Here is a 20,878-nt window from a genome sequence, read left to right as displayed (position 1 = left end):
ATGTTGATTTGTCGTAAGTCGGCGCATGGCACTCGGCCGGCCCCGACGAGCTTCGTTGCTCCCACATGGATATGACGAAGTTTCACCAGAAAAAGGAATCAGGCTTCTCATGGGCGAACTGGCCAAAGAAATCCTCCCGGTCAATATCGAAGACGAGCTGAAACAGTCCTACCTCGACTACGCAATGAGCGTGATCGTCGGCCGTGCACTGCCGGATGCGCGCGATGGCCTCAAGCCCGTGCACCGTCGCGTACTGTTCGCGATGAGCGAGCTGGGCAACGACTACAACAAGCCGTACAAGAAATCTGCCCGTGTCGTCGGCGACGTGATCGGTAAGTATCACCCGCACGGTGACACTGCCGTGTACGACACCATCGTTCGCATGGCCCAGCCTTTCTCCCTGCGCTACCTGCTGGTCGACGGCCAGGGCAACTTCGGTTCGGTCGACGGCGATAACGCTGCGGCCATGCGATACACCGAAGTGCGCATGACCAAGCTGGCGCACGAGCTGCTGGCTGACCTGCACAAGGAGACCGTGGACTGGGTGCCGAACTACGACGGCACCGAACTGATCCCGGCAGTCATGCCGACCCGCGTACCGAACCTGCTGGTCAACGGTTCCAGCGGTATCGCTGTGGGCATGGCGACCAACATTCCGCCGCACAACCTCGGTGAAGTCATCGACGGTTGCCTGGCCCTCATCGACAACCCCGAGCTGACCGTCGATGAGCTGATGCAATACATTCCCGGTCCGGACTTCCCGACGGCTGCGATCATCAACGGTCGCGCCGGCATCATCGAAGCCTACCGCACTGGTCGCGGGCGCATTTACATGCGTGCCCGCTCGATCATCGAAGACATCGACAAGGTCGGTGGCCGTCAGCAGATCGTCATCACCGAGCTGCCTTACCAGCTGAACAAGGCGCGTCTGATCGAGAAGATCGCCGAGCTGGTCAAAGAGAAGAAGCTCGAAGGCATCACCGAGCTGCGCGACGAGTCCGACAAGGACGGTATGCGCGTCGTGATCGAACTGCGTCGCGGCGAAGTGCCGGAGGTGATCCTCAACAACCTCTACGCCCAGACCCAGCTGCAATCGGTGTTCGGTATCAACATCGTCGCGCTGATCGACGGCCGCCCACGCATCCTCAACCTCAAGGATCTGCTGGAAGCCTTCGTCCGTCACCGTCGCGAAGTGGTTACCCGTCGTACCGTGTTCGAACTGCGCAAGGCGCGCGAGCGTGGGCACATTCTCGAAGGCCGGGCCGTTGCCCTGTCGAACATCGACCCGGTGATCGCCCTGATCAAGGCTTCGCCAACGCCGTCGGAAGCCAAGGAAGCGCTGATCAGCACGCCTTGGGAATCCTCGGCTGTGGTGGCGATGGTTGAGCGTGCCGGTGCCGATTCGTGCCGTCCGGAAAACCTCGATCCGCAATACGGTCTGCGTGAAGGCAAGTACTTCCTCTCGCCAGAACAGGCGCAAGCCATTCTCGAACTGCGCCTGCACCGTCTGACCGGTCTGGAGCACGAGAAGCTGCTGGCCGAGTATCAAGAGATTCTCAACCAGATCGGCGAGCTGATCCGCATCCTCAACAGCGCCGTGCGCCTCATGGAAGTGATCCGCGAAGAGCTGGAAGTGATCCGCGCCGAATACGGCGATGTGCGCCGCACCGAAATTCTCGATGCCCGTCTCGACCTGACCCTGGGTGACATGATCCCGGAAGAAGAACGCGTCGTGACCATCTCCCACGGTGGCTACGCCAAGACCCAGCCGCTGGCTGCTTACCAGGCTCAGCGTCGTGGCGGCAAAGGCAAATCGGCTACCGGCGTCAAGGACGAGGACTACATCGCTCACCTGCTGGTTGCCAACAGCCACACCACGCTGCTGCTGTTCTCCAGCAAGGGCAAGGTGTACTGGCTCAAGACCTACGAAATTCCGGAAGCATCCCGCGCGGCCCGTGGTCGTCCGCTGGTCAACCTGCTGCCGCTGGATGATGGTGAATACATCACCACCATGCTGCCGGTCGAGGAATACACCGAAGGTCACTACATCTTCATGGCCACCGCCAACGGCACCGTGAAGAAGACCCCGCTGGAATCCTTCAGCCGCCAGCGCAGCGTCGGTCTGATCGCGCTGGAGCTGGACGAGGGCGACGTGCTGATCTCTGCGGCCATCACCGATGGCGAGCGCGAAGTGATGCTGTTCTCCGACGGCGGCAAGGTCACCCGTTTCAAAGAGTCCGACGTGCGTGCCATGGGCCGTACCGCTCGCGGCGTGCGCGGGATGCGTCTGCCGGAAGGGCAGAAGCTGATTTCCATGCTGATCCCGGAAGAAGGCAGCCAGATCCTCACCGCTTCCGAGCGTGGTTATGGCAAGCGCACCGCGATCACCGAGTTCCCTGAGTACAAGCGTGGCGGTCAGGGCGTGATCGCCATGGTCAGCAACGAGCGTAACGGCCGTCTGGTCGGCGCGGTACAGGTGCTCGACGGCGAAGAAATCATGCTGATCTCCGATCAGGGCACCCTGGTGCGTACCCGTGTCGACGAAGTGTCGAGCCTCGGACGTAATACTCAGGGCGTGACGCTGATCAAGCTGGCCAAGGATGAAACCCTGGTCGGCCTGGAGCGGGTTCAGGAGCCTTCGGAAATCGAGGGCGAAGAGCTCGAAGGTGAAGAGGGCGAGGAAATCGCAGGCACCGTCGGTATCGACGAGGCCGCAGACGACCAGCAACTCGACGCCGCAGCAGACGAAGAACCGCAGGAATAAGCGGACAAACGAGGGGGCGGATGAGAATTCGCCCCCTTGTTATTTGTCCGGTATGAATTTTCGACATAATGGAGATCCCCTGTGGGAGCGAGCCTGCTCGCGAAAGCAGGCGCTGCGGTACCTCTGAAGCACCGCGGTGATGCATTCGCGAGCAGGCTCGCTCCCACAGGGCCATGTTGATCGGTAGTGTGATTTATTGCGTGATACCACCAAATCAGAGCGAGATTGGATGTGAGCAAGCGAGCCTATAACTTCTGCGCCGGTCCGGCGGCGCTGCCTGAAGCTGTCCTGCAGCGCGCCCAGGGTGAACTCCTTGATTGGCACGGCAAGGGTCTGTCGGTCATGGAAATGAGCCATCGCAGCGATGAGTTCGTGTCCATTGCCACCCAGGCCGAGCAGGATCTGCGTGACCTGCTGAATATCCCGTCGAACTACAAAGTGCTGTTTCTGCAAGGCGGCGCCAGCCAGCAGTTTGCGCAGATCCCGTTGAACCTGTTGCCTGAAGGCGGCTCGGCCGACTACATCGACACCGGTATCTGGTCGCAGAAAGCCATCGAAGAAGCCTCGCGCTATGGCCACGTCAACGTTGCTGCCACTGCCAAGCCTTACGACTATTTCGCCATCCCAGCCCAGAACGAGTGGAACCTGTCGAAAGACGCCGCGTACGTTCACTACGCGCCGAACGAAACCATCGGTGGTCTGGAATTTCAGTGGATCCCGCAAACCGGTGACGTACCGCTGGTGGCGGACATGTCTTCGGACATCCTCTCGCGCCCGGTCGATATTTCGCGTTTCGGCATGATCTACGCCGGCGCGCAGAAAAACATCGGCCCGAGCGGCATCGTCGTCAACATCATCCGCGAAGACTTGCTCGGCAAGGCCCGCTCGCTGTGCCCGACCATGCTCAACTACAAGGTCGCGGCCGATAACGGCTCGATGTACAACACCCCGCCGACGCTGGCCTGGTACCTGTCCGGTCTGGTGTTCCAATGGCTGAAAGAGCAGGGCGGCGTCGAAGCGATCGCCAGGCTCAACGACGTCAAGCAGCGCACCCTGTACGACTTCATCGACGCCAGTGGCCTCTACAGCAACCCGATCAACAAGTCGGATCGCTCGTGGATGAACGTACCGTTCCGTCTGGCTGATGATCGTCTGGACAAGCCATTCCTTGCCGGTGCCGACGAGCGCGGTCTGCTCAACCTCAAGGGTCACCGTTCGGTGGGCGGCATGCGCGCCTCCATCTACAACGCCGTCGACATCACTGCGGTCAACGCGCTGGTGGCGTACATGGCGGAATTCGAGAAGGAACACGGCTGATGTCCGAGCAAGAACTCAAGGCACTGCGCGTTCGCATCGACGCTCTGGACACCAAAGTCCTCGAGCTGATCAGTGAGCGTGCGCGTTGCGCCCAGGAAGTCGCCCGCGTGAAGATGGCCTCGCTGGCCGAAGGCGAAGTGCCGGTGTTCTATCGTCCCGAGCGCGAAGCTCAGGTGCTCAAGCGCGTGATGGAGCGCAACCAGGGGCCACTGGGCAACGAAGAAATGGCGCGGCTGTTCCGCGAAATCATGTCGTCGTGCCTGGCGCTGGAGCAGCCGCTGAAAGTGGCGTATCTCGGCCCTGAAGGTACGTTCACCCAAGCGGCAGCGATGAAACACTTCGGCCACGCGGTGATCAGCAAGCCGATGGCGGCGATCGACGAAGTGTTCCGTGAAGTCGCCGCCGGTGCGGTGAATTTCGGCGTGGTGCCGGTGGAAAACTCCACCGAAGGCGCGGTCAATCACACGCTGGACAGCTTCCTCGAGCACGACATGGTGATCTGTGGCGAAGTCGAGCTGCGCATCCACCATCATCTGCTGGTCGGCGAAAATACCAAGACCGACAGTATCAGCCGCATCTACTCCCACGCGCAGTCGCTGGCTCAGTGCCGCAAGTGGCTGGATGCGCATTACCCGAATGTCGAACGCGTCGCGGTATCGAGCAACGCCGAAGCGGCCAAACGGGTCAAGGGTGAGTGGAACTCGGCGGCGATTGCCGGCGACATGGCGGCCGGTCTGTATGGCCTGACCCGTCTGGCCGAGAAGATCGAAGACCGTCCGGACAATTCGACGCGCTTCCTGATGATCGGTAATCAGGAAGTGCCGCCGACCGGCGACGACAAGACCTCGATCATCGTGTCGATGAGCAACAAGCCCGGCGCGCTCCATGAGCTGCTGGTGCCGTTCCACGACAATGGCATCGACCTGACCCGCATCGAAACCCGTCCGTCGCGCAGCGGCAAATGGACCTACGTGTTCTTCATCGACTTCGTCGGCCACCACCGCGATCCGTTGATCAAAGGTGTGCTGGAAAAGATCAGTCAGGAAGCAGTAGCACTCAAAGTGCTGGGTTCCTACCCGAAAGCAGTTCTCTAAGGGGCGGTAGCAAATGAGTGGCAACTTCCTCGCTCTGGCACAGCCGGGCGTGCAACAACTTTCGCCGTACGTTCCGGGCAAGCCTGTGGACGAACTGGCGCGCGAGCTGGATCTGGATCCGGCAAAAATCGTCAAACTGGCGAGCAACGAAAACCCATTGGGCGCCAGCCCGAAGGCATTGGCGGCGATCCGCGAAGAGCTGGCCGAGCTGACCCGCTACCCGGACGGCAATGGTTTCGCCCTGAAGTCTCTGCTTGCCGAGCAGTGCCGTGTCGAGCTGAATCAGGTCACGCTGGGCAACGGCTCCAACGACATTCTTGAGCTGGTCGCCCGTGCCTATCTGGCGCCGGGCCTGAACGCGGTATTCAGCGAACATGCATTCGCTGTGTATCCGATTGCTACCCAAGCTGTCGGTGCGCAGGCCAAAGTCGTTCCAGCCAAAGACTGGGGCCATGACCTGCCGGCGATGCTTGCGGCCATCGATGCCAACACCCGCGTGGTGTTCATCGCCAACCCGAACAACCCGACCGGTACCTGGTTCGGCGCCGAAGCGCTGGACGAATTCCTGCAGGACGTTCCCGAGCATGTGCTGGTAGTCCTCGACGAGGCTTACATCGAGTACGCCGAAGGCAGCGATTTGCCGGACGGTCTCGACTTCCTCGCGGCGTACCCGAACCTGCTGGTGTCGCGCACCTTCTCCAAGGCCTATGGTCTGGCCGCGCTGCGCGTCGGTTATGGCTTGTCGACGCCTGTGGTGGCAGACGTGCTGAACCGCGTTCGCCAGCCGTTCAATGTCAACAGCCTCGCCTTGGCGGCGGCGTGTGCGGCGCTGAAAGACGAGGAATATCTGGCGCAAAGCCGTCAGCTCAACGAAGCCGGCATGCAGCAGTTGCAGGCGGGTTTCCGTGAGCTGGGACTGAGCTGGATCGAGTCCAAAGGCAACTTCATCTGTGTCGATCTCGGCCAGGTCGCGGCGCCGATTTTCCAGGGCTTGCTGCGCGAAGGCGTGATCGTGCGTCCGGTGGCCAATTACGGCATGCCGGACCACCTGCGGGTGACCATCGGTCTGCCGGCGGAAAACAGCCGTTTCCTCGAGGCGCTGCGCAAGGTTCTGGCTCGTGGTTGATGTCACTGCGCTGCAACCTGTTGCACCTATGATCGGTCGCCTTGTGGTGGTCGGTCTGGGGTTGATCGGTGGTTCGTTTGCCAAGGGTTTGCGTGAAAGCGGCCTGTGCCGTGAGGTGGTCGGTGTTGATCTCGACCCGCAATCGCGCAAGCTCGCGGTCGAATTGGGTGTGGTTGATCGCTGCGAAGACGATTTGGCGGCGGCTTGCGTCGGTGCCGATGTGATTCAGCTGGCGGTGCCGATTCTGGCCATGGAAAAGCTGCTCGCGCGTCTGGCTGTCATGGATCTGGGGCAGGCGATTCTTACGGATGTCGGCAGCGCCAAAGGCAACGTGGTGCGCGCGGCGACCGAGGCGTTCGGCGGCATGCCGGCGCGCTTCGTCCCGGGGCACCCGATTGCCGGTTCCGAGCAGAGCGGGGTGGAAGCCTCGAATGCCGAGCTGTTCCGCCGGCACAAGGTAATCCTGACGCCGCTCGAGCGGACCGATCCTGCCGCACTGGCGCTGGTCGATCGGCTCTGGCGCGAGCTGGGCGCCGATGTCGAGCACATGCAGGTCGAGCGGCACGACGAAGTGCTTGCCGCGACCAGTCATCTGCCGCACCTGCTGGCTTTCGGTCTGGTCGATTCGTTGGCCAAGCGCAATGAAAATCTGGAGATCTTCCGTTACGCTGCCGGTGGTTTTCGCGATTTCACAAGAATCGCCGGAAGCGACCCGGTGATGTGGCACGACATCTTCCTCGCCAACCGCGAGGCTGTCCTGCGCACACTCGATACATTTCGCAGCGACCTCGACGCCTTGCGCGACGCGGTCGATGCAGGGGATGGGCACCAATTGTTGGGCGTTTTCACGCGCGCCCGGGTTGCCCGCGAGCATTTCAGTAAAATCCTGGCCCGCAGGGCCTATGTGGACGCTATGAATTCCAACGATCTGATCTTCCTGGCTCAACCTGGTGGCCGCCTGTCCGGTCGGATTCGCGTACCGGGCGACAAATCGATTTCCCACCGTTCGATCATGCTCGGCTCGCTGGCCGAAGGCGTCACCGAAGTCGAAGGCTTCCTTGAGGGCGAAGACGCCCTGGCGACCTTGCAGGCGTTTCGCGACATGGGCGTGGTCATCGAAGGCCCGCACCACGGCCGCGTTACCATCCACGGTGTCGGCCTGCACGGCCTGAAACCTGCGCCGGGCCCAATCTATCTGGGCAACTCTGGCACCTCGATGCGTCTGCTCTCTGGCCTGCTGGCGGCGCAGAACTTCGACAGCACCTTGACCGGCGACGCTTCGCTGTCCAAGCGTCCGATGAATCGCGTGGCTAATCCTTTGCGAGAAATGGGCGCCGTGATCGAAACCGCTGCCGAAGGTCGTCCACCGATGACCATTCGCGGTGGCCATAAGCTCAAGGGCCTGACCTACACCATGCCGATGGCCAGTGCTCAGGTGAAATCCTGCCTGCTGCTTGCCGGTCTCTATGCTGAAGGCAAGACCACGGTGACCGAGCCAGCACCGACCCGCGATCACACCGAACGCATGCTGCGTGGCTTCGGCTACCCGGTCAGCGTCGACGGCGCCACGGCTTCGGTCGAGTCCGGCGGCAAGCTCACCGCGACTCACATCGAAGTGCCGGGCGATATCTCGTCGTCGGCGTTCTTCCTGGTCGCAGCCTCAATCGCCGAGGGCTCCGAGCTGGTGCTCGAGCACGTCGGCATCAACCCGACCCGTACTGGTGTGATCGATATCCTGCGTCTGATGGGTGCCGATATCACTCTGGAAAACCAGCGTGAAGTGGGCGGCGAGCCAGTGGCTGACTTGCGCGTGCGGGCAGCTAAACTCAAAGGTATCGAGATTCCGGAGGAACTGGTGCCGCTGGCCATCGACGAATTCCCGGTCCTGTTCATCGCTGCTGCATGCGCCGAAGGGCGGACCGTGCTGACCGGCGCCGAAGAGCTGCGAGTCAAGGAATCCGACCGGATTCAGGTCATGGCGGACGGCTTGCTGGCGCTGGGCGTCAAGTGCGAACCGACCCCGGACGGCATCATCATCGACGGCGGCCAGATCGGCGGCGGTGAAGTGCACGGTCACGGCGACCACCGTATCGCCATGGCCTTCAGCGTTGCCTCGTTGCGCGCTACCGCACCGATCCGCATCCATGATTGCGCCAACGTCGCGACCTCGTTCCCCAACTTCCTCGCGCTGTGCGGGCAAGTCGGCATTCGTGTGGCACAAGAGGCTCAGTCGTGAAAAACATTGCACCGGTCATCACCATCGATGGGCCAAGCGGCTCCGGCAAAGGCACGGTCGCCGGGATTCTGGCCAAGCGTCTGGGCTGGAACCTGCTGGATTCCGGTGCGCTTTATCGCTTGCTCGCGTTTGCTGCGCATAACCATGGCGTCGACCTGACCAATGAAGAGCTGCTGAAGACATTGGCCGCTCATCTGGATGTGCAGTTCATCGCCGCGACCGAAGGTCAGCTGCAGCGGATCATTCTCGAAGGCGACGAAGTCAGCGATGTCATTCGCACCGAAAGCGTCGGTTCCGGGGCCTCGCAAGTGGCTGCGCTGCCCGCCGTACGCGAGGCGCTGCTGCAGCGCCAGCGTGCGTTTCAGGAAGCGCCGGGTCTGGTGGCGGACGGTCGCGACATGGGCACGGTGGTATTTCCGGGTGCACCGCTGAAGATTTTCCTCACCGCCAGTGCCGAGGAGCGGGCGCGCCGTCGATATTTGCAGTTGAAGGGCAAAGTCGAGGGTGTTAGTCTGTCGAGTCTGCTAGATGAGATCCGTGCACGCGATGAGCGTGACACCCAGCGCGCAGTAGCCCCGCTCAAGCCGGCGGCCGACGCGATTCAGCTGGATTCAACGGAGCTTTCCATCGATCAGGTGCTTGAACGCATCATGAGCGAGATCGCCATTCGCGATATCGCCGGGTGACCAAGAAGGCCGCAGGGGACCAGTCATAGTCCTGCGGTGCTTCTTTTAAATGAAACTAACCCACACCGTCTGGGGTGTGGAGATGGGCGTTTACTTCGCCCTCATCTACAGGAATTAAAATGAGCGAAAGCTTTGCGGAACTCTTTGAAGAAAGCCTGAAAACCCTGAACCTTCAGGCAGGCTCCATCATCACCGGTGTTATCGTTGATATCGATTACCAGGCTCGCTGGGTAACCGTTCACGCTGGTCTGAAGTCTGAAGCACTCATCCCGCTTGAGCAGTTCTACAACGATGCTGGCGAACTGAACATCAACGTTGGTGATGAAGTTCACGTTGCTCTGGATTCGGTTGAAGACGGCTTTGGCGAAACCAAGCTGTCCCGTGAAAAAGCCAAGCGCGCTGAATGCTGGATCGTTCTGGAAGCAGCCTTCGCAGCCGAGGAAGTGGTCAAGGGCGTTATCAACGGTAAGGTTAAAGGCGGCTTCACTGTCGACGTTAACGGCATCCGTGCGTTCCTGCCAGGTTCCCTGGTTGACGTCCGTCCAGTGCGCGACACCACGCATCTGGAAGGCAAAGAGCTGGAATTCAAGGTCATCAAGCTGGACCAGAAGCGCAACAACGTTGTCGTTTCCCGTCGCAGCGTCCTCGAAGCCGAGAACTCCGCCGAGCGTGAAGCTCTGCTGGAATCCCTGCAGGAAGGCCAGCAAGTCAAAGGTATCGTCAAAAACCTCACCGATTACGGCGCATTCGTCGATCTGGGTGGCGTGGACGGCCTGCTGCACATCACCGACATGGCCTGGAAGCGCATCAAGCATCCTTCCGAGATCGTCAACGTTGGTGACGAAATCGACGTCAAGGTTCTGAAATACGATCGCGAACGCAACCGTGTTTCCCTGGGCCTGAAGCAACTGGGCGAAGATCCATGGGTTGCTATCAAAGCCCGTTACCCAGAAGGCACTCGCGTTACCGCTCGTGTAACCAACCTGACCGACTACGGCTGCTTCGCTGAGCTGGAAGAAGGCGTTGAAGGTCTGGTACACGTTTCGGAAATGGACTGGACCAACAAGAACATCCACCCTTCGAAAGTCGTACAAGTCGGCGACGAAGTGGAAGTCATGGTTCTGGACATCGACGAAGAGCGTCGTCGTATCTCCCTGGGCATCAAGCAGTGCAAGTCGAACCCATGGGAAGACTTCTCTGGCCAGTTCAACAAGGGCGACAAGATCTCCGGCACCATCAAGTCGATCACCGATTTCGGTATCTTCATTGGTCTGGACGGCGGCATCGACGGTCTGGTTCACCTGTCCGACATCTCCTGGAACGAAGTGGGCGAAGAAGCCGTACGTCGTTTCAAGAAGGGCGACGAGCTGGACACCGTCATCCTGTCGGTTGACCCAGAGCGCGAGCGCATCTCCCTGGGCATCAAGCAACTGGAAAGCGATCCGTTCTCCGAGTACGTCTCGGTTAACGACAAGGGCGCTATCGTGACCGGTACCGTGAAAGAAGTTGACGCCAAAGGCGCCATCATCGTTCTGGCCGACGACATCGAAGCTACCCTGAAAGCCTCCGAAATCAGCCGTGACCGCGTTGAAGACGCGCGCAACGTTCTGAAAGAAGGCCAGGAAGTTGAAGCCAAGATCATCAGCGTTGATCGCAAGAGCCGCGTAATCCAGCTCTCGATCAAGTCGAAAGACGACGCTGAAGAGAAAGAAGCCATCCAGAGCCTGAAAGCAGCTCCGGAAGGCGAAGCAGCTGACACCACTATGGCGGCACTGCTGCGTCAAGCAATGGCCAAACAGAACTAAGTTCTGCTTGATCATTAAAAAGGGCGACTTCGGTCGCCCTTTTTTGTGCCTGCGATTTGGCTCTTGTACGTCCGTGCATGAAACCAATGGCTTCGCCTGTGGGTCTGTTTCTTTAATCGGATCAATCGCCTATTCGCGACTAAGCTTGATCTTGAGTATTAGTCGTCAGGCTTGCCTGGCATAAGGAAGTGGATGAACAAGTTATTTGTTGTTGCGGTGGTCCTGGCGCTGGCAGGTTGCACCACCAGCGCGAAAACCCATGCGGTGCGCGGCGTCAGTGGTATCGAGGTCGATTGCTCCGGGTTGGGTTCCGGTTGGGAAAAGTGCCAGAAGCGTGCAGCGAAGGAGTGCAAAGGTAAGGGCTACAAGGTCATCACCCGCTCTGATGATGCGAAAGATGAAGATGAATACCCGTTTGGCTTCAATCCCGCAGGCTTTGTAACCCGGACCATGCTGGTGATGTGTCGTTAAGTGAGCAGCGATCCGACTCGCTAGGAAATGCCCTGAAAATGGGCGTTTTGACCGCGGGAGATATATGTCAATCCCTGGGCTGTTCAAATTCTTCCGGGCATGCTAAAACCTTTCAAGCGCTGATCTAGCTGCTTGAAAAAGAAGGGAAAAATATGACGAAGTCGGAGTTGATCGAACGAATTGTCACCCATCAAGGGCTACTCTCATCCAAGGATGTGGAGCTGGCCATCAAGACCATGCTTGAACAAATGTCTCAGTGCCTCGCCACCGGTGATCGTATCGAGATCCGTGGTTTCGGCAGCTTCTCCCTGCACTACCGCGCGCCGCGCGTCGGCCGCAATCCCAAAACCGGCCAGTCGGTAAGTCTGGACGGTAAATTCGTTCCGCACTTCAAGCCGGGCAAGGAATTACGTGATCGCGTGAACGAAGAAGAGGAGGAGGGCGCTTGATCTTCGCTATTCAAATTCAAGGGGGCATGAATGCGTAACCTGAAACGCATACTGCTTGGCGTTTTTCTTCTGCTGATGGTTCTGGTTGTGCTGGGATTCGTGCTGGAGAACCAGCAATCGGTTTCGCTTTTGTTTCTGGGTTTTACCGGCCCGCAGTTGCCGGTGTCGGTTGTTGCGGTGTTGGCGTTGCTGATTGGTATGTTGATTGGTCCTGTGTTGGGCTGGTTTCTGGGGCGCTCGTCCAGAGCTGCACGCAAGCGAGTGGTGTGAAAACGACAGGCGCACGGCATCTGTCGAAATTGCGCCTCAGCCTGTCTTTATCCATTAGTAAAACCATCATTAAGCTGAAAAAATGCATCCCTTGTTCGATCGTGCCTTCATGCGCGTCGATTCAGACTGACTCTGACGGATGCCAACTGATAGTGGCTTCTGCATTCATGGATTAGACCGCGCTCGCTGGCAGCGCTGTCCGCAGCTCAAGGGTATCGCTTCGCGTGAAAGTTCTAGTTACCGGCGGCGCCGGCTTTATCGGCTCGGCAGTCATCCGTCACATCATCTCCAACACTGCCGATGCGGTCGTCAACGTCGATAAGTTGACTTACGCCGGCAACCTGGAGTCCCTGGCAGAAGTCAGCCAGAATTCGCGTTACACCTTCGAGCGTGTCGATATCTGTGATCGTGATCAGATCGACCGCGTCCTGCGTGAACACCAACCTGATGCGATCATGCACCTGGCGGCAGAATCCCACGTTGACCGCTCGATCTCCGGCCCGTCCGAGTTCATCCAGACCAACATCATTGGCACTTACACGCTCCTAGAAGCTGCGCGCCATTACTGGGCTGCTCTGGATGACACCCGCAGAGCCAATTTCCGCTTCCACCACATCTCGACTGACGAAGTTTACGGAGACCTCGAAGGCCCGGAAGACCTCTTCACCGAAACCACCCCTTACCAGCCAAGCTCGCCTTATTCGGCAAGCAAGGCCAGCTCCGACCACCTGGTCCGTGCCTGGGCCCGCACTTACGGCCTGCCGACACTGGTTACCAACTGCTCGAACAACTACGGCCCGTGCCACTTCCCTGAGAAACTGATCCCGCTGATCATTCTCAACGCACTCGAAGGCAAGCCACTGCCGGTCTACGGCAAAGGTAACCAGGTTCGTGACTGGTTATATGTCGAAGATCATGCGCGCGCGCTATACAAAGTCGTCACCGAGGGCGTAATCGGAGAGACCTACAACATCGGTGGCCATAACGAAAAACAAAACATTGAAGTAGTTCGGACCCTGTGTGCATTGCTTGATGAATTACGTCCGGATTCGGCCCACCGCCCGCATGCCAACCTGATTACTTATGTTCAGGATCGCCCTGGTCACGACGTGCGTTATGCGATCGACGCGAGCAAGATCCAGCGTGAACTGGGCTGGACTCCGGAAGAGACTTTCGAGACTGGTATTCGCAAGACTGTAGAGTGGTATCTGAATAACACCGAGTGGGTAGAGCACGTGAAGAGCGGTAGCTACCAGCAGTGGATTGATCAGAACTACACGGATCGTTCGAACAAAGCATGAGAATTCTTCTGCTGGGCAAGAACGGTCAGGTGGGCTGGGAGCTGCAGCGCTCACTTGCACCGTTGGGTGAGCTGGTTGCTCTTGATCGACATCCCGTTAATGGGCTCAGTGGCGATCTGGCCAATCTCGAATCCCTGCGCGCAACGATTCTTCAGGTCAAGCCTGACGTTATTGTTAACGCCGCCGCTTATACCGCGGTCGACAAGGCTGAGTCGGAAACCGATTTGGCGGATCGCGTGAATGGACTCGCGAGTGGCGTTATGGCGGAAGAAGCCGCCGCGTCGGGCGCATGGCTGGTTCACTATTCGACGGATTACGTTTTCAGTGGCCAAGGCGTCACGCCATGGCAGGAAACAGACGCTGTTGCGCCGGTGAACTATTACGGCTCCAGCAAGCTAGCCGGCGAACAGGCAATTATCGCGTCGGGTTGCAAGAATCTGATCTTTCGTACCAGCTGGGTATATGGTGCTCGCGGCAACAACTTCGCGAAGACCATGCTGCGCTTGGCCAAAGACCGCGAAACGTTGAGCGTGATTGCAGATCAGATCGGAGCGCCGACCGGGGCTGATCTGATTGCTGACGTTACGGTACTGGCTATCCAGCAAGTTATAAAGAGTCCAGAGTTGGCCGGTCTTTACCACTTGGCCGCTGCTGGCGAAGTGTCCTGGCATGGATATGCCAGTCTTGTAATCGACTTTGCAAAAGCCCAAGGTGAGGAATTGGCTGTGAAAACGGTCAGTCCTATCGAAACGACTGCATATCCGACACCTGCACGTCGCCCTCTGAACTCACGTTTGAATACTCAGAAGCTGCGCGACCATTTTTCTCTACACTTGCCGGATTGGCGAAGTGGTGTGACCCGAATGCTTAGGGAAGTTCTGAACAAATGACCACGATAAATCGTAAAGGCATCATCCTCGCCGGTGGTTCGGGCACCCGACTGCACCCGCTGACGTTGGGCGTCTCCAAGCAGATGCTGCCGATCTACGACAAGCCGATGATTTTTTATCCTTTATCGGTTTTGATGCTGGCAGGCATACGCGAGATTCTGGTTATTTCCACACCAGAGGATCTTCCCAGTTTTCGAAAGTTACTGGGAGACGGTAGCCGCTACGGCATCTCATTGACCTTTGCTGAGCAACCAAGCCCCGACGGGTTGGCCCAGGCGTTCATCATTGGTGAAGAGTTCATCGGGGATAGTCCCTGCTGCCTCATATTGGGAGACAACATCTTTTACGGGCAGCACTTTTCTGAAAAATTGATATCCGCGGCAAATCAAAGTTCTGGTGCCACGGTTTTTGGCTATCACGTTTCAGACCCCGAGCGTTTCGGTGTGGTCGAATTCAACTCTGCCGGCAGGGTGCTAAGTATAGAAGAGAAGCCGAGTCAGCCAAAATCCAGTTATGCGATCACTGGATTATATTTTTACGATAATCAAGTTGTCGAGATTGCCAAGAGCATCAAGCCTTCGGCGCGGGGCGAGCTTGAAATTACCGATATCAATCGTGCGTATCTTGAAAAAAATACATTGAAGGTTGAAATGCTGGGCCGTGGATTTGCCTGGCTGGATACGGGTACTCATAACGCGTTATTGGAAGCCAGTCATTTCGTTCATACCATAGAGCAGCGCCAAGGACTTAAAGTGGCTTGTCTGGAAGAGATTGCTTACGTTAACGGATGGATAACTACCGAAGAGCTGCGTACTCAGGCGCATAGTCTCGGCAAGACGGGCTACGGGCAATATTTGCATAAACTTTTGGCATCGGCGCAAGACCCGAGCAGCGGATCGCCGTCGGCATTGATCTGATGAAGGCGCATTATCAGAATAATTGGAAACCAGAAGAATATGATCGAGCGGATGATATGAGCGCGTCGCGGGTTCTTGTGACAGGTGCAAGCGGATTTGTTGGAGGCGCTCTAGTCGCGAAATTGCTGGCTTCCGAAAAATTTTCTCCAGTAGGCGCCGGTCGTTCCCTTTCCCCTGACCCTGCATCAGGTGAGCGGATTCATTATGATCTGGGTCTGGAGGTTCCATTAGAGACGTTGCGCGGCATCGATACAATTGTTCACGCTGCTGCCAGGGTTCATGACATGAAAGCCTCGGGAACTGACGATTTGGAGCAGTATCGGCAGGCTAATAGCCATGCGGCATTGAAACTTGCTGAATCAGCGGCGCGAGCGGGTGTCAGGCGATTTATATTCATCAGTTCCATAAAGGTCAACGGAGAAGAAACCCGGTTAGATAGGCCCTTCACAGCGCTTGACGCTCCAGCTCCAGCGGATGCTTATGGCATTTCAAAGTGGGAGGCTGAGTGTGGACTTCGCGAGCTGGCTCAGCGGACTGGCCTTGAGGTCGTCATAATTCGTCCACCCTTGGTATATGGGCCCGGAGTGAAGGCAAACTTTTTGCGAATGGTTAGATGGGTACATTCAGGTATTCCATTGCCTTTTGGCGCAATCAACAATCGGCGCAGTATTGTGGCCATGGATAATCTGGTGGGTCTGATAATTCGCTGCATTGATCACCCAGCGGCACCGGGCAACACTTTTCTGGTCAGTGATGGTGAAGATTTGTCTACCACTCAGTTGCTTGAGAGCGTGGCCAGATCACTTGCTGTGCGCTCGGTCCTTGTTCCGGTTCCGGAGCGTTTGGTGATCGCAGGCTTGGGGCTGATGGGTAAGCGTGCGCTTGCCAAAAGGTTGTGCGGGTCGCTTCAAGTCGATATCAGTCGCACGCGCGATTTACTGGAGTGGGAGCCGCTCGTTACAAGCCGTCAAGCGCTTGATCATGTGGCAGGACATTACTTGGGAGCGAGACAGAAATGAGTGCCCTCTTTGTTGGGGTGTTTCTGGCATCACTCCTGATGACATTCGTGTTGCGGCGATATGCGCTGCATCGCCAGCTAATTGATATGCCTAACGCCCGCAGTTCTCACACTGTTCCAACCCCTCGCGGTGGAGGAGTGGCCATAGTGGTGTCGTTCCTGGCCGCTTTGGCGGCGGTCGCTGCGGTCGGGATCTTGCCTTTGGATCAGTTCGCTGGACTTTTTGGTGCGGGACTGATTGTTGCCTTGATCGGATTTGCCGACGATCACGGTCATATCGCCGCGCGTTGGCGTTTGTTAGGCCACTTTGCCGCAGCCAGCTGGTTGCTCGTCTGTTTTGGGGGGCTGCCACGTCTGAATGTGTTTGGGTTTGATCTTGATCTGGAGTGGTACGGTGCGATCCTGGCCGCTGTTTACTTAGTCTGGGTATTGAATCTTTACAATTTCATGGATGGTATTGATGGCATAGCAGGTGCGGTAGCAATCTGTGTCACCGTAGTTGGTGCAGTTTTGTATTACTGGTGTGGTCACCCTCAGCAAGTATGGACGCCTTTGCTGCTTGCCAGCGCGTGCGCGGGGTTCCTTATATGGAATTTTCCCCCGGCAAAGATATTCATGGGCGATGCAGGTAGCGGCTTTTTGGGGATAATTTTGGCAAGCATGGCACTTCAGGCTGCGTCGATTGAGCCTCAGCTGTTGTGGAGCTGGCTCATATTGATGGGGGTTTTCGTCGTGGATGCGACCTACACTATGCTGCGTCGGTTGATACGTGGTGAAAAAATCTATGAGGCGCATCGCAGTCACGCCTACCAATACGCGTCCCGTCAACATTCCAGTCACAAGAAAGTGACGCTATCGGTCGTCCTGATCAACATCGTTTGGCTGACGCCTTTGGCTTTGTGGGTGGGTAAGGGAGGGCTGGATGGTCTTTCCGGCCTTGTGCTCGCCTATGTTCCGTTGCTCTTTCTTGCGATCAGGTATAACGCTGGAAAACCGGAGTTCCTGTGAAAATCTGACTGTCAAGTCGACGTTGGAGTTCTTCGCACAGGTAATTTGTATCACGCCTTTGAATCCTGGCAGGATGGCGGTTGTCGTCCTCTCAGTCGGTCAAAATTGTATGGTAAACTTCGTTGGTTTTTATAGGGTGGTGGCATAAGGCTGGTAGTCAAGTTGTTTTCTCCTTGTAAAAGCCCGGCAGCCACTCTGTCGATAGGTCTATGTGCGTTGGATGCCTGTACCCCCATTGGGAGGTATCGAAGTCAAAACCGCATTTCCTGGCTACATGGATGAACAGCGGGTTCCAGCTGGAATTGTGTGCGCACTGCGGATTTGAATATTGCGGCCTGAGGTCGCTTTTCTGATCTGCTTTGCCATCGGATTCAAGCTAAGGAGCCCTGCCTCGCATTGAGTAGAGATTCGCGATACGCCCTTCATCGAAGCCGCGCATCTAGACGTCCACTGGTGAGCAGGAATCGAACCTAAACACGTTCCGGTTCGGGAAGTGAGGAGTAGAGTAATGAAAGTTTTGGTGTTGGGTGTTTCCGGAATGCTGGGTAATGCAGCCTACCGAGTATTGTCCGCAAACCCCGATTTGAGGGTTTTTGGTACTGCTCGGAGCGAAGGCGCCCGAAAGTTTTTTTCACCAGCGTTGGCGGAGAACATCCTGCTGGGTGTAGATGTTGAAAGTCAGGACTCCCTTATCAAGGCTTTCGGAGCCGTCCGTCCGGACGTGGTGGTCAACTGCGTAGGATTGGTCAAGCAGCTTTCCGACGCGAACGACCCACTGATGGCCGTGCCGATCAATACTTTGCTGCCGCACCGTCTTGCGGCACTGTGCAAAGCCGGTGGAGCCCGCCTGGTTCATGTAAGTACCGATTGCGTATTCTCTGGCAAGACTGGAGGCTATCGGGAGTCCGATTTTCCTGACGCGTACGATCTTTATGGCCGTACCAAGTTGTTGGGGGAGGTCGATTACCCTCACGCAATAACTTTACGCACGTCCATTATCGGACGTGAATTGTCGGGACACCGCAGTCTTGTTGGCTGGTTTCTGGCGCAGAGCGGTAAAGTCGATGGCTTCACTGGAGCTATCTTCTCAGGCTTGCCGACAATGGAATTGGCGCGTGTCATCAATGAATACGTATTGCCACGCCCTCATCTGCACGGCCTGTATCATGTAGCCGCTAAACCTATAAATAAGTACGAGTTGCTAAAGCTTGTGGCGAGCACTTATGGAAAAGATACGGAGATTGTCCCTTCCGATAGGCTGACAATTGATCGTTCGTTAAATGCAGATCGTTTTGCTGAGGCGACGGGTTATGTTGCCCCGGAGTGGTCTGTGTTGATCAAAAATATGCATGACTTCAATTAAGCGCAAGGTTTAGACAATGTTTGATAACAAAGTACTAATGATCACTGGCGGTACAGGCTCCTTCGGAAATGCTGTTCTTAATCGTTTTTTGAAAACCGACGTCAAAGAAATTCGTATTTTCAGTCGTGATGAAAAGAAACAGGAAGATATGCGGATCGCGCTTAACAATCCGAAGCTCAAGTTTTATATCGGTGATGTCCGCGATTACGACAGCATACGCAATGCTATGAAGGGCGTTGACTATGTATTTCACGCCGCAGCATTGAAACAGGTTCCATCGTGTGAGTTTTACCCAATGGAGGCTGTTCGTACGAACGTCCTGGGCGCTGATAACGTCATGCAGGCAGCGATTGAGAACCACGTCGGTCGTGTAATCGTACTCAGCACAGACAAGGCGGTCTATCCCATCAACGCCATGGGCATCTCCAAGGCAATGATGGAGAAGTTGATGGTTGCCAAAGCGCGAATGCAGACGGAAGGCGAGACGGTCTTCTGTGCTACCCGCTATGGCAACGTCATGGCTTCTCGCGGTTCGGTTATTCCATTGTTCATCGAACAGTTGCGTGAAGGTAAGTCTATTACCATCACCGATCCAACGATGACACGTTTCCTGATGTCTCTGGAAGATTCGGTTGATCTGGTATTGCACGCTTTTGAACACGGCAATCAAGGTGATATTTTCATTCAGAAGGCTCCGGCTTCGACTATCGAAGTGCTGGCCCAGGCTTTGAAGGAATTGTTCCAGAAGGACAATGAAATTCGCGTGATTGGTACTCGTCACGGCGAAAAATTGTTCGAGTCCTTGGTCGCTCGCGAAGAATTGGCGAAGGCAGAGGACATGGGGCAGTACTATCGTGTACCTGCGGATAATCGTGATCTGAATTACGCTAAATTCGTTGTTGAGGGCGAAACTGAAATTTCCAGTTTCGAAGACTACACGTCTCATAATACCGAACGCCTTGATGTAGAAGGTGTAAAAAAGTTGCTGCTGAAACTTTCCTATATTCAGGAGCAACTCAATGCTTAAGGTCATGACCATCGTCGGAACTCGTCCTGAGTTGATCAAGATGTCTCGCGTGATAGCGGAATTTGACACGCATACTCAGCACATTCTGGTCCACACCGGGCAAAATTTCGATTACGAGTTGAACCAGGTATTCTTCGATGATCTGGATATTCGCAAGCCGGATTATTTCCTCGGCGCTGTCGGCAGCAATGCCGCGCAAACCATCGCTCGGGTCATCGAGAAAGCTGATGAGGTCATGGAGGCAGAAAAACCTGACGCGTTAATGCTTTATGGGGACACCAACTCTTGTCTCGCAGTTATAGCTGCAAAGCGTCGGAAAATTCCTGTTTTTCACATGGAAGCGGGTAATCGTTGCTTCGATCAACGCGTACCAGAAGAGCTTAATCGTAAAGTTCTTGATCATCTCAGCGATATAAACCTCGTGTTGACCGAGCATGCGCGACGTTATTTGCTTGATGAAGGCATCCCGCCTGATCGGATCATCAAGTCCGGTTCTCACATGCAGGAAGTGCTTGAGCATTTCATGCCAAGAATCGACGGCTCCGAAATCCTCGAAAAACTTGAGCTGAAGTCCAAGTCATTCTTCGTTGTGAGTACTCACCGGGAAGAAAACGTCGATACGCCGAGCAACTTGCAGGATTTGCTTGATACATTACAGGCGCTCGTTAAAACTTACGATATGCCGGTGATAGTTTCAACACACCCGCGCACCCGTCAGCGCCTTGAAGCGTTGGGACTTGACGGTCTGGATTCGCGAATTCAGTTCCTGAAACCCTTCGGATTCTTTGATTACATCAAATTGCAGAAAGAAGCGTTCTGCATTTTGTCAGACAGTGGAACAATTACCGAAGAAGCGTCTTTGTTGGGGCTGACCGCCGTGACTATCCGCAACGCACATGAGCGTCCGGAAGGCATGGATCAAGGTACCCTGATCATGAGCGGATTGAAGTCTGAGCGAGTTCTGGATGCCGTGCGTATCGTTACGACTCAGGACCAGGCCGATAGTGTGCGCCCCGTAGTACCAGACTACGAAGGTGGTCTAGTATCACAGAAAGTACTTCGAATCGTTTTGAGTTACGTTGATTTTATCAATCGCGTTGTTTGGTCGAAATAAAATGTGCGCATTCGGTATGTAT

General features: G+C 56.4%; 18 protein-coding genes. All 18 read left to right on the top strand.

Features of this window, described 5'->3' with window-relative positions; all coding sequences use genetic code 11:
* Positions 1–109 precede the first annotated feature (109 nt).
* The 18 genes from gyrA to wecB all read left to right on the top strand — a co-directional run bounded on the left by gyrA (position 110) and on the right by wecB (position 20,856).
* Positions 110–2,764, top strand: a complete 2,655-nt coding sequence (gene gyrA / locus AB4O12_RS13535) for a DNA gyrase subunit A (protein ID WP_460062358.1) — start codon at positions 110–112, stop codon at positions 2,762–2,764.
* A gap of 231 nt (positions 2,765–2,995) precedes the next feature.
* Positions 2,996–4,081: a 3-phosphoserine/phosphohydroxythreonine transaminase gene (gene serC, locus AB4O12_RS13530; RefSeq protein ID WP_095182242.1), complete on the top strand. Its 1,086-nt coding sequence runs from the start codon at positions 2,996–2,998 to the stop codon at positions 4,079–4,081.
* Positions 4,081–5,175: a prephenate dehydratase gene (pheA, locus tag AB4O12_RS13525; RefSeq protein ID WP_016770924.1), complete on the top strand. Its 1,095-nt coding sequence runs from the start codon at positions 4,081–4,083 to the stop codon at positions 5,173–5,175. The genes serC and pheA overlap by 1 nt, the downstream gene beginning before the upstream one ends.
* A 13-nt stretch (positions 5,176–5,188) precedes the next feature.
* Complete coding sequence (gene hisC, locus AB4O12_RS13520) at positions 5,189–6,301, top strand: histidinol-phosphate transaminase (protein WP_310217594.1); 1,113 nt, start codon at positions 5,189–5,191, stop codon at positions 6,299–6,301.
* A 28-nt stretch (positions 6,302–6,329) separates the two neighbouring features.
* Complete coding sequence (locus AB4O12_RS13515; RefSeq protein WP_310217591.1) at positions 6,330–8,537, top strand: bifunctional prephenate dehydrogenase/3-phosphoshikimate 1-carboxyvinyltransferase; 2,208 nt, start codon at positions 6,330–6,332, stop codon at positions 8,535–8,537.
* Positions 8,534–9,223: a (d)CMP kinase gene (gene cmk, locus AB4O12_RS13510; protein WP_056788351.1), complete on the top strand. Its 690-nt coding sequence runs from the start codon at positions 8,534–8,536 to the stop codon at positions 9,221–9,223. Before AB4O12_RS13515 ends, cmk begins: the two co-directional genes overlap by 4 nt.
* A gap of 119 nt (positions 9,224–9,342) precedes the next feature.
* Positions 9,343–11,028 carry a 30S ribosomal protein S1 gene (gene rpsA, locus AB4O12_RS13505; RefSeq protein WP_016770920.1) on the top strand — a complete coding sequence of 562 codons (1,686 nt, stop codon included), beginning with the start codon at positions 9,343–9,345 and terminating at the stop codon, positions 11,026–11,028.
* Positions 11,029–11,220: 192 nt separating this feature from the next.
* Positions 11,221–11,499: a hypothetical protein gene (locus tag AB4O12_RS13500; RefSeq protein ID WP_073472356.1), complete on the top strand. Its 279-nt coding sequence runs from the start codon at positions 11,221–11,223 to the stop codon at positions 11,497–11,499.
* A gap of 152 nt (positions 11,500–11,651) precedes the next feature.
* Entirely contained in the window at positions 11,652–11,948 is a 297-nt protein-coding gene (gene ihfB, locus AB4O12_RS13495; RefSeq protein ID WP_007950920.1) for an integration host factor subunit beta, read from the top strand.
* Positions 11,949–11,978: 30 nt separating this feature from the next.
* Positions 11,979–12,218 carry a LapA family protein gene (locus AB4O12_RS13490; RefSeq protein WP_353187542.1) on the top strand — a complete coding sequence of 80 codons (240 nt, stop codon included), beginning with the start codon at positions 11,979–11,981 and terminating at the stop codon, positions 12,216–12,218.
* Positions 12,219–12,442: 224 nt separating this feature from the next.
* Positions 12,443–13,519, top strand: coding sequence for a dTDP-glucose 4,6-dehydratase (gene rfbB / locus AB4O12_RS13485; protein ID WP_353187541.1), 1,077 nt, complete (start codon positions 12,443–12,445; stop codon positions 13,517–13,519).
* The gene (gene rfbD, locus AB4O12_RS13480) at positions 13,516–14,409 is read left to right on the top strand and encodes a dTDP-4-dehydrorhamnose reductase (RefSeq protein ID WP_353187540.1); all 894 of its coding nucleotides are present in this window, start codon (positions 13,516–13,518) and stop codon (positions 14,407–14,409) included. Before rfbB ends, rfbD begins: the two co-directional genes overlap by 4 nt.
* Positions 14,406–15,326, top strand: a complete 921-nt coding sequence (rfbA, locus tag AB4O12_RS13475; protein ID WP_353187539.1) for a glucose-1-phosphate thymidylyltransferase RfbA — start codon at positions 14,406–14,408, stop codon at positions 15,324–15,326. Before rfbD ends, rfbA begins: the two co-directional genes overlap by 4 nt.
* Positions 15,326–16,345: an NAD-dependent epimerase/dehydratase family protein gene (locus AB4O12_RS13470; protein ID WP_353187538.1), complete on the top strand. Its 1,020-nt coding sequence runs from the start codon at positions 15,326–15,328 to the stop codon at positions 16,343–16,345. The genes rfbA and AB4O12_RS13470 overlap by 1 nt, the downstream gene beginning before the upstream one ends.
* Positions 16,342–17,352 (top strand): MraY family glycosyltransferase, encoded by a 1,011-nt coding sequence (locus AB4O12_RS13465; protein WP_460062350.1) that lies wholly within the window; start codon positions 16,342–16,344, stop codon positions 17,350–17,352. The genes AB4O12_RS13470 and AB4O12_RS13465 overlap by 4 nt, the downstream gene beginning before the upstream one ends.
* Positions 17,353–17,860: 508 nt before the next feature.
* Positions 17,861–18,715 carry a dTDP-4-dehydrorhamnose reductase family protein gene (locus AB4O12_RS13460; protein WP_353187536.1) on the top strand — a complete coding sequence of 285 codons (855 nt, stop codon included), beginning with the start codon at positions 17,861–17,863 and terminating at the stop codon, positions 18,713–18,715.
* Between the two features lie 16 nt (positions 18,716–18,731).
* On the top strand, positions 18,732–19,742 hold the full coding sequence (locus tag AB4O12_RS13455) for an SDR family NAD(P)-dependent oxidoreductase (protein WP_136492967.1): 1,011 nt from the start codon (positions 18,732–18,734) through the stop codon (positions 19,740–19,742).
* Positions 19,735–20,856, top strand: coding sequence for a non-hydrolyzing UDP-N-acetylglucosamine 2-epimerase (gene wecB, locus AB4O12_RS13450; protein WP_353187535.1), 1,122 nt, complete (start codon positions 19,735–19,737; stop codon positions 20,854–20,856). Before AB4O12_RS13455 ends, wecB begins: the two co-directional genes overlap by 8 nt.
* Positions 20,857–20,878: the final 22 nt, after the last annotated feature.

The organism is Pseudomonas sp. S2_A05, assembly GCF_054668485.1.
Note: the sequence above shows the minus strand (reverse complement) of the source record. Positions and strands in the feature narration are given on the sequence as shown.

What these genes read in the sequence shown, in the direction of transcription:
- gyrA (WP_460062358.1), top strand. Translation starts at nt 110, where the DNA reads ATGGGCGAACTGGCCAAAGAAATCCTCCCGGTCAATATCGAAGACGAG.
- pheA (WP_016770924.1), top strand. Translation starts at nt 4,081, where the DNA reads ATGTCCGAGCAAGAACTCAAGGCACTGCGCGTTCGCATCGACGCTCTG.
- hisC (WP_310217594.1), top strand. Translation starts at nt 5,189, where the DNA reads ATGAGTGGCAACTTCCTCGCTCTGGCACAGCCGGGCGTGCAACAACTT.
- AB4O12_RS13515 (WP_310217591.1), top strand. Translation starts at nt 6,330, where the DNA reads ATGATCGGTCGCCTTGTGGTGGTCGGTCTGGGGTTGATCGGTGGTTCG.
- rpsA (WP_016770920.1), top strand. Translation starts at nt 9,343, where the DNA reads ATGAGCGAAAGCTTTGCGGAACTCTTTGAAGAAAGCCTGAAAACCCTG.
- AB4O12_RS13500 (WP_073472356.1), top strand. Translation starts at nt 11,221, where the DNA reads ATGAACAAGTTATTTGTTGTTGCGGTGGTCCTGGCGCTGGCAGGTTGC.
- ihfB (WP_007950920.1), top strand. Translation starts at nt 11,652, where the DNA reads ATGACGAAGTCGGAGTTGATCGAACGAATTGTCACCCATCAAGGGCTA.
- AB4O12_RS13490 (WP_353187542.1), top strand. Translation starts at nt 11,979, where the DNA reads ATGCGTAACCTGAAACGCATACTGCTTGGCGTTTTTCTTCTGCTGATG.
- rfbD (WP_353187540.1), top strand. Translation starts at nt 13,516, where the DNA reads ATGAGAATTCTTCTGCTGGGCAAGAACGGTCAGGTGGGCTGGGAGCTG.
- rfbA (WP_353187539.1), top strand. Translation starts at nt 14,406, where the DNA reads ATGACCACGATAAATCGTAAAGGCATCATCCTCGCCGGTGGTTCGGGC.
- AB4O12_RS13470 (WP_353187538.1), top strand. Translation starts at nt 15,326, where the DNA reads ATGAAGGCGCATTATCAGAATAATTGGAAACCAGAAGAATATGATCGA.
- AB4O12_RS13465 (WP_460062350.1), top strand. Translation starts at nt 16,342, where the DNA reads ATGAGTGCCCTCTTTGTTGGGGTGTTTCTGGCATCACTCCTGATGACA.
- AB4O12_RS13460 (WP_353187536.1), top strand. Translation starts at nt 17,861, where the DNA reads ATGAAAGTTTTGGTGTTGGGTGTTTCCGGAATGCTGGGTAATGCAGCC.
- AB4O12_RS13455 (WP_136492967.1), top strand. Translation starts at nt 18,732, where the DNA reads ATGTTTGATAACAAAGTACTAATGATCACTGGCGGTACAGGCTCCTTC.
- wecB (WP_353187535.1), top strand. Translation starts at nt 19,735, where the DNA reads ATGCTTAAGGTCATGACCATCGTCGGAACTCGTCCTGAGTTGATCAAG.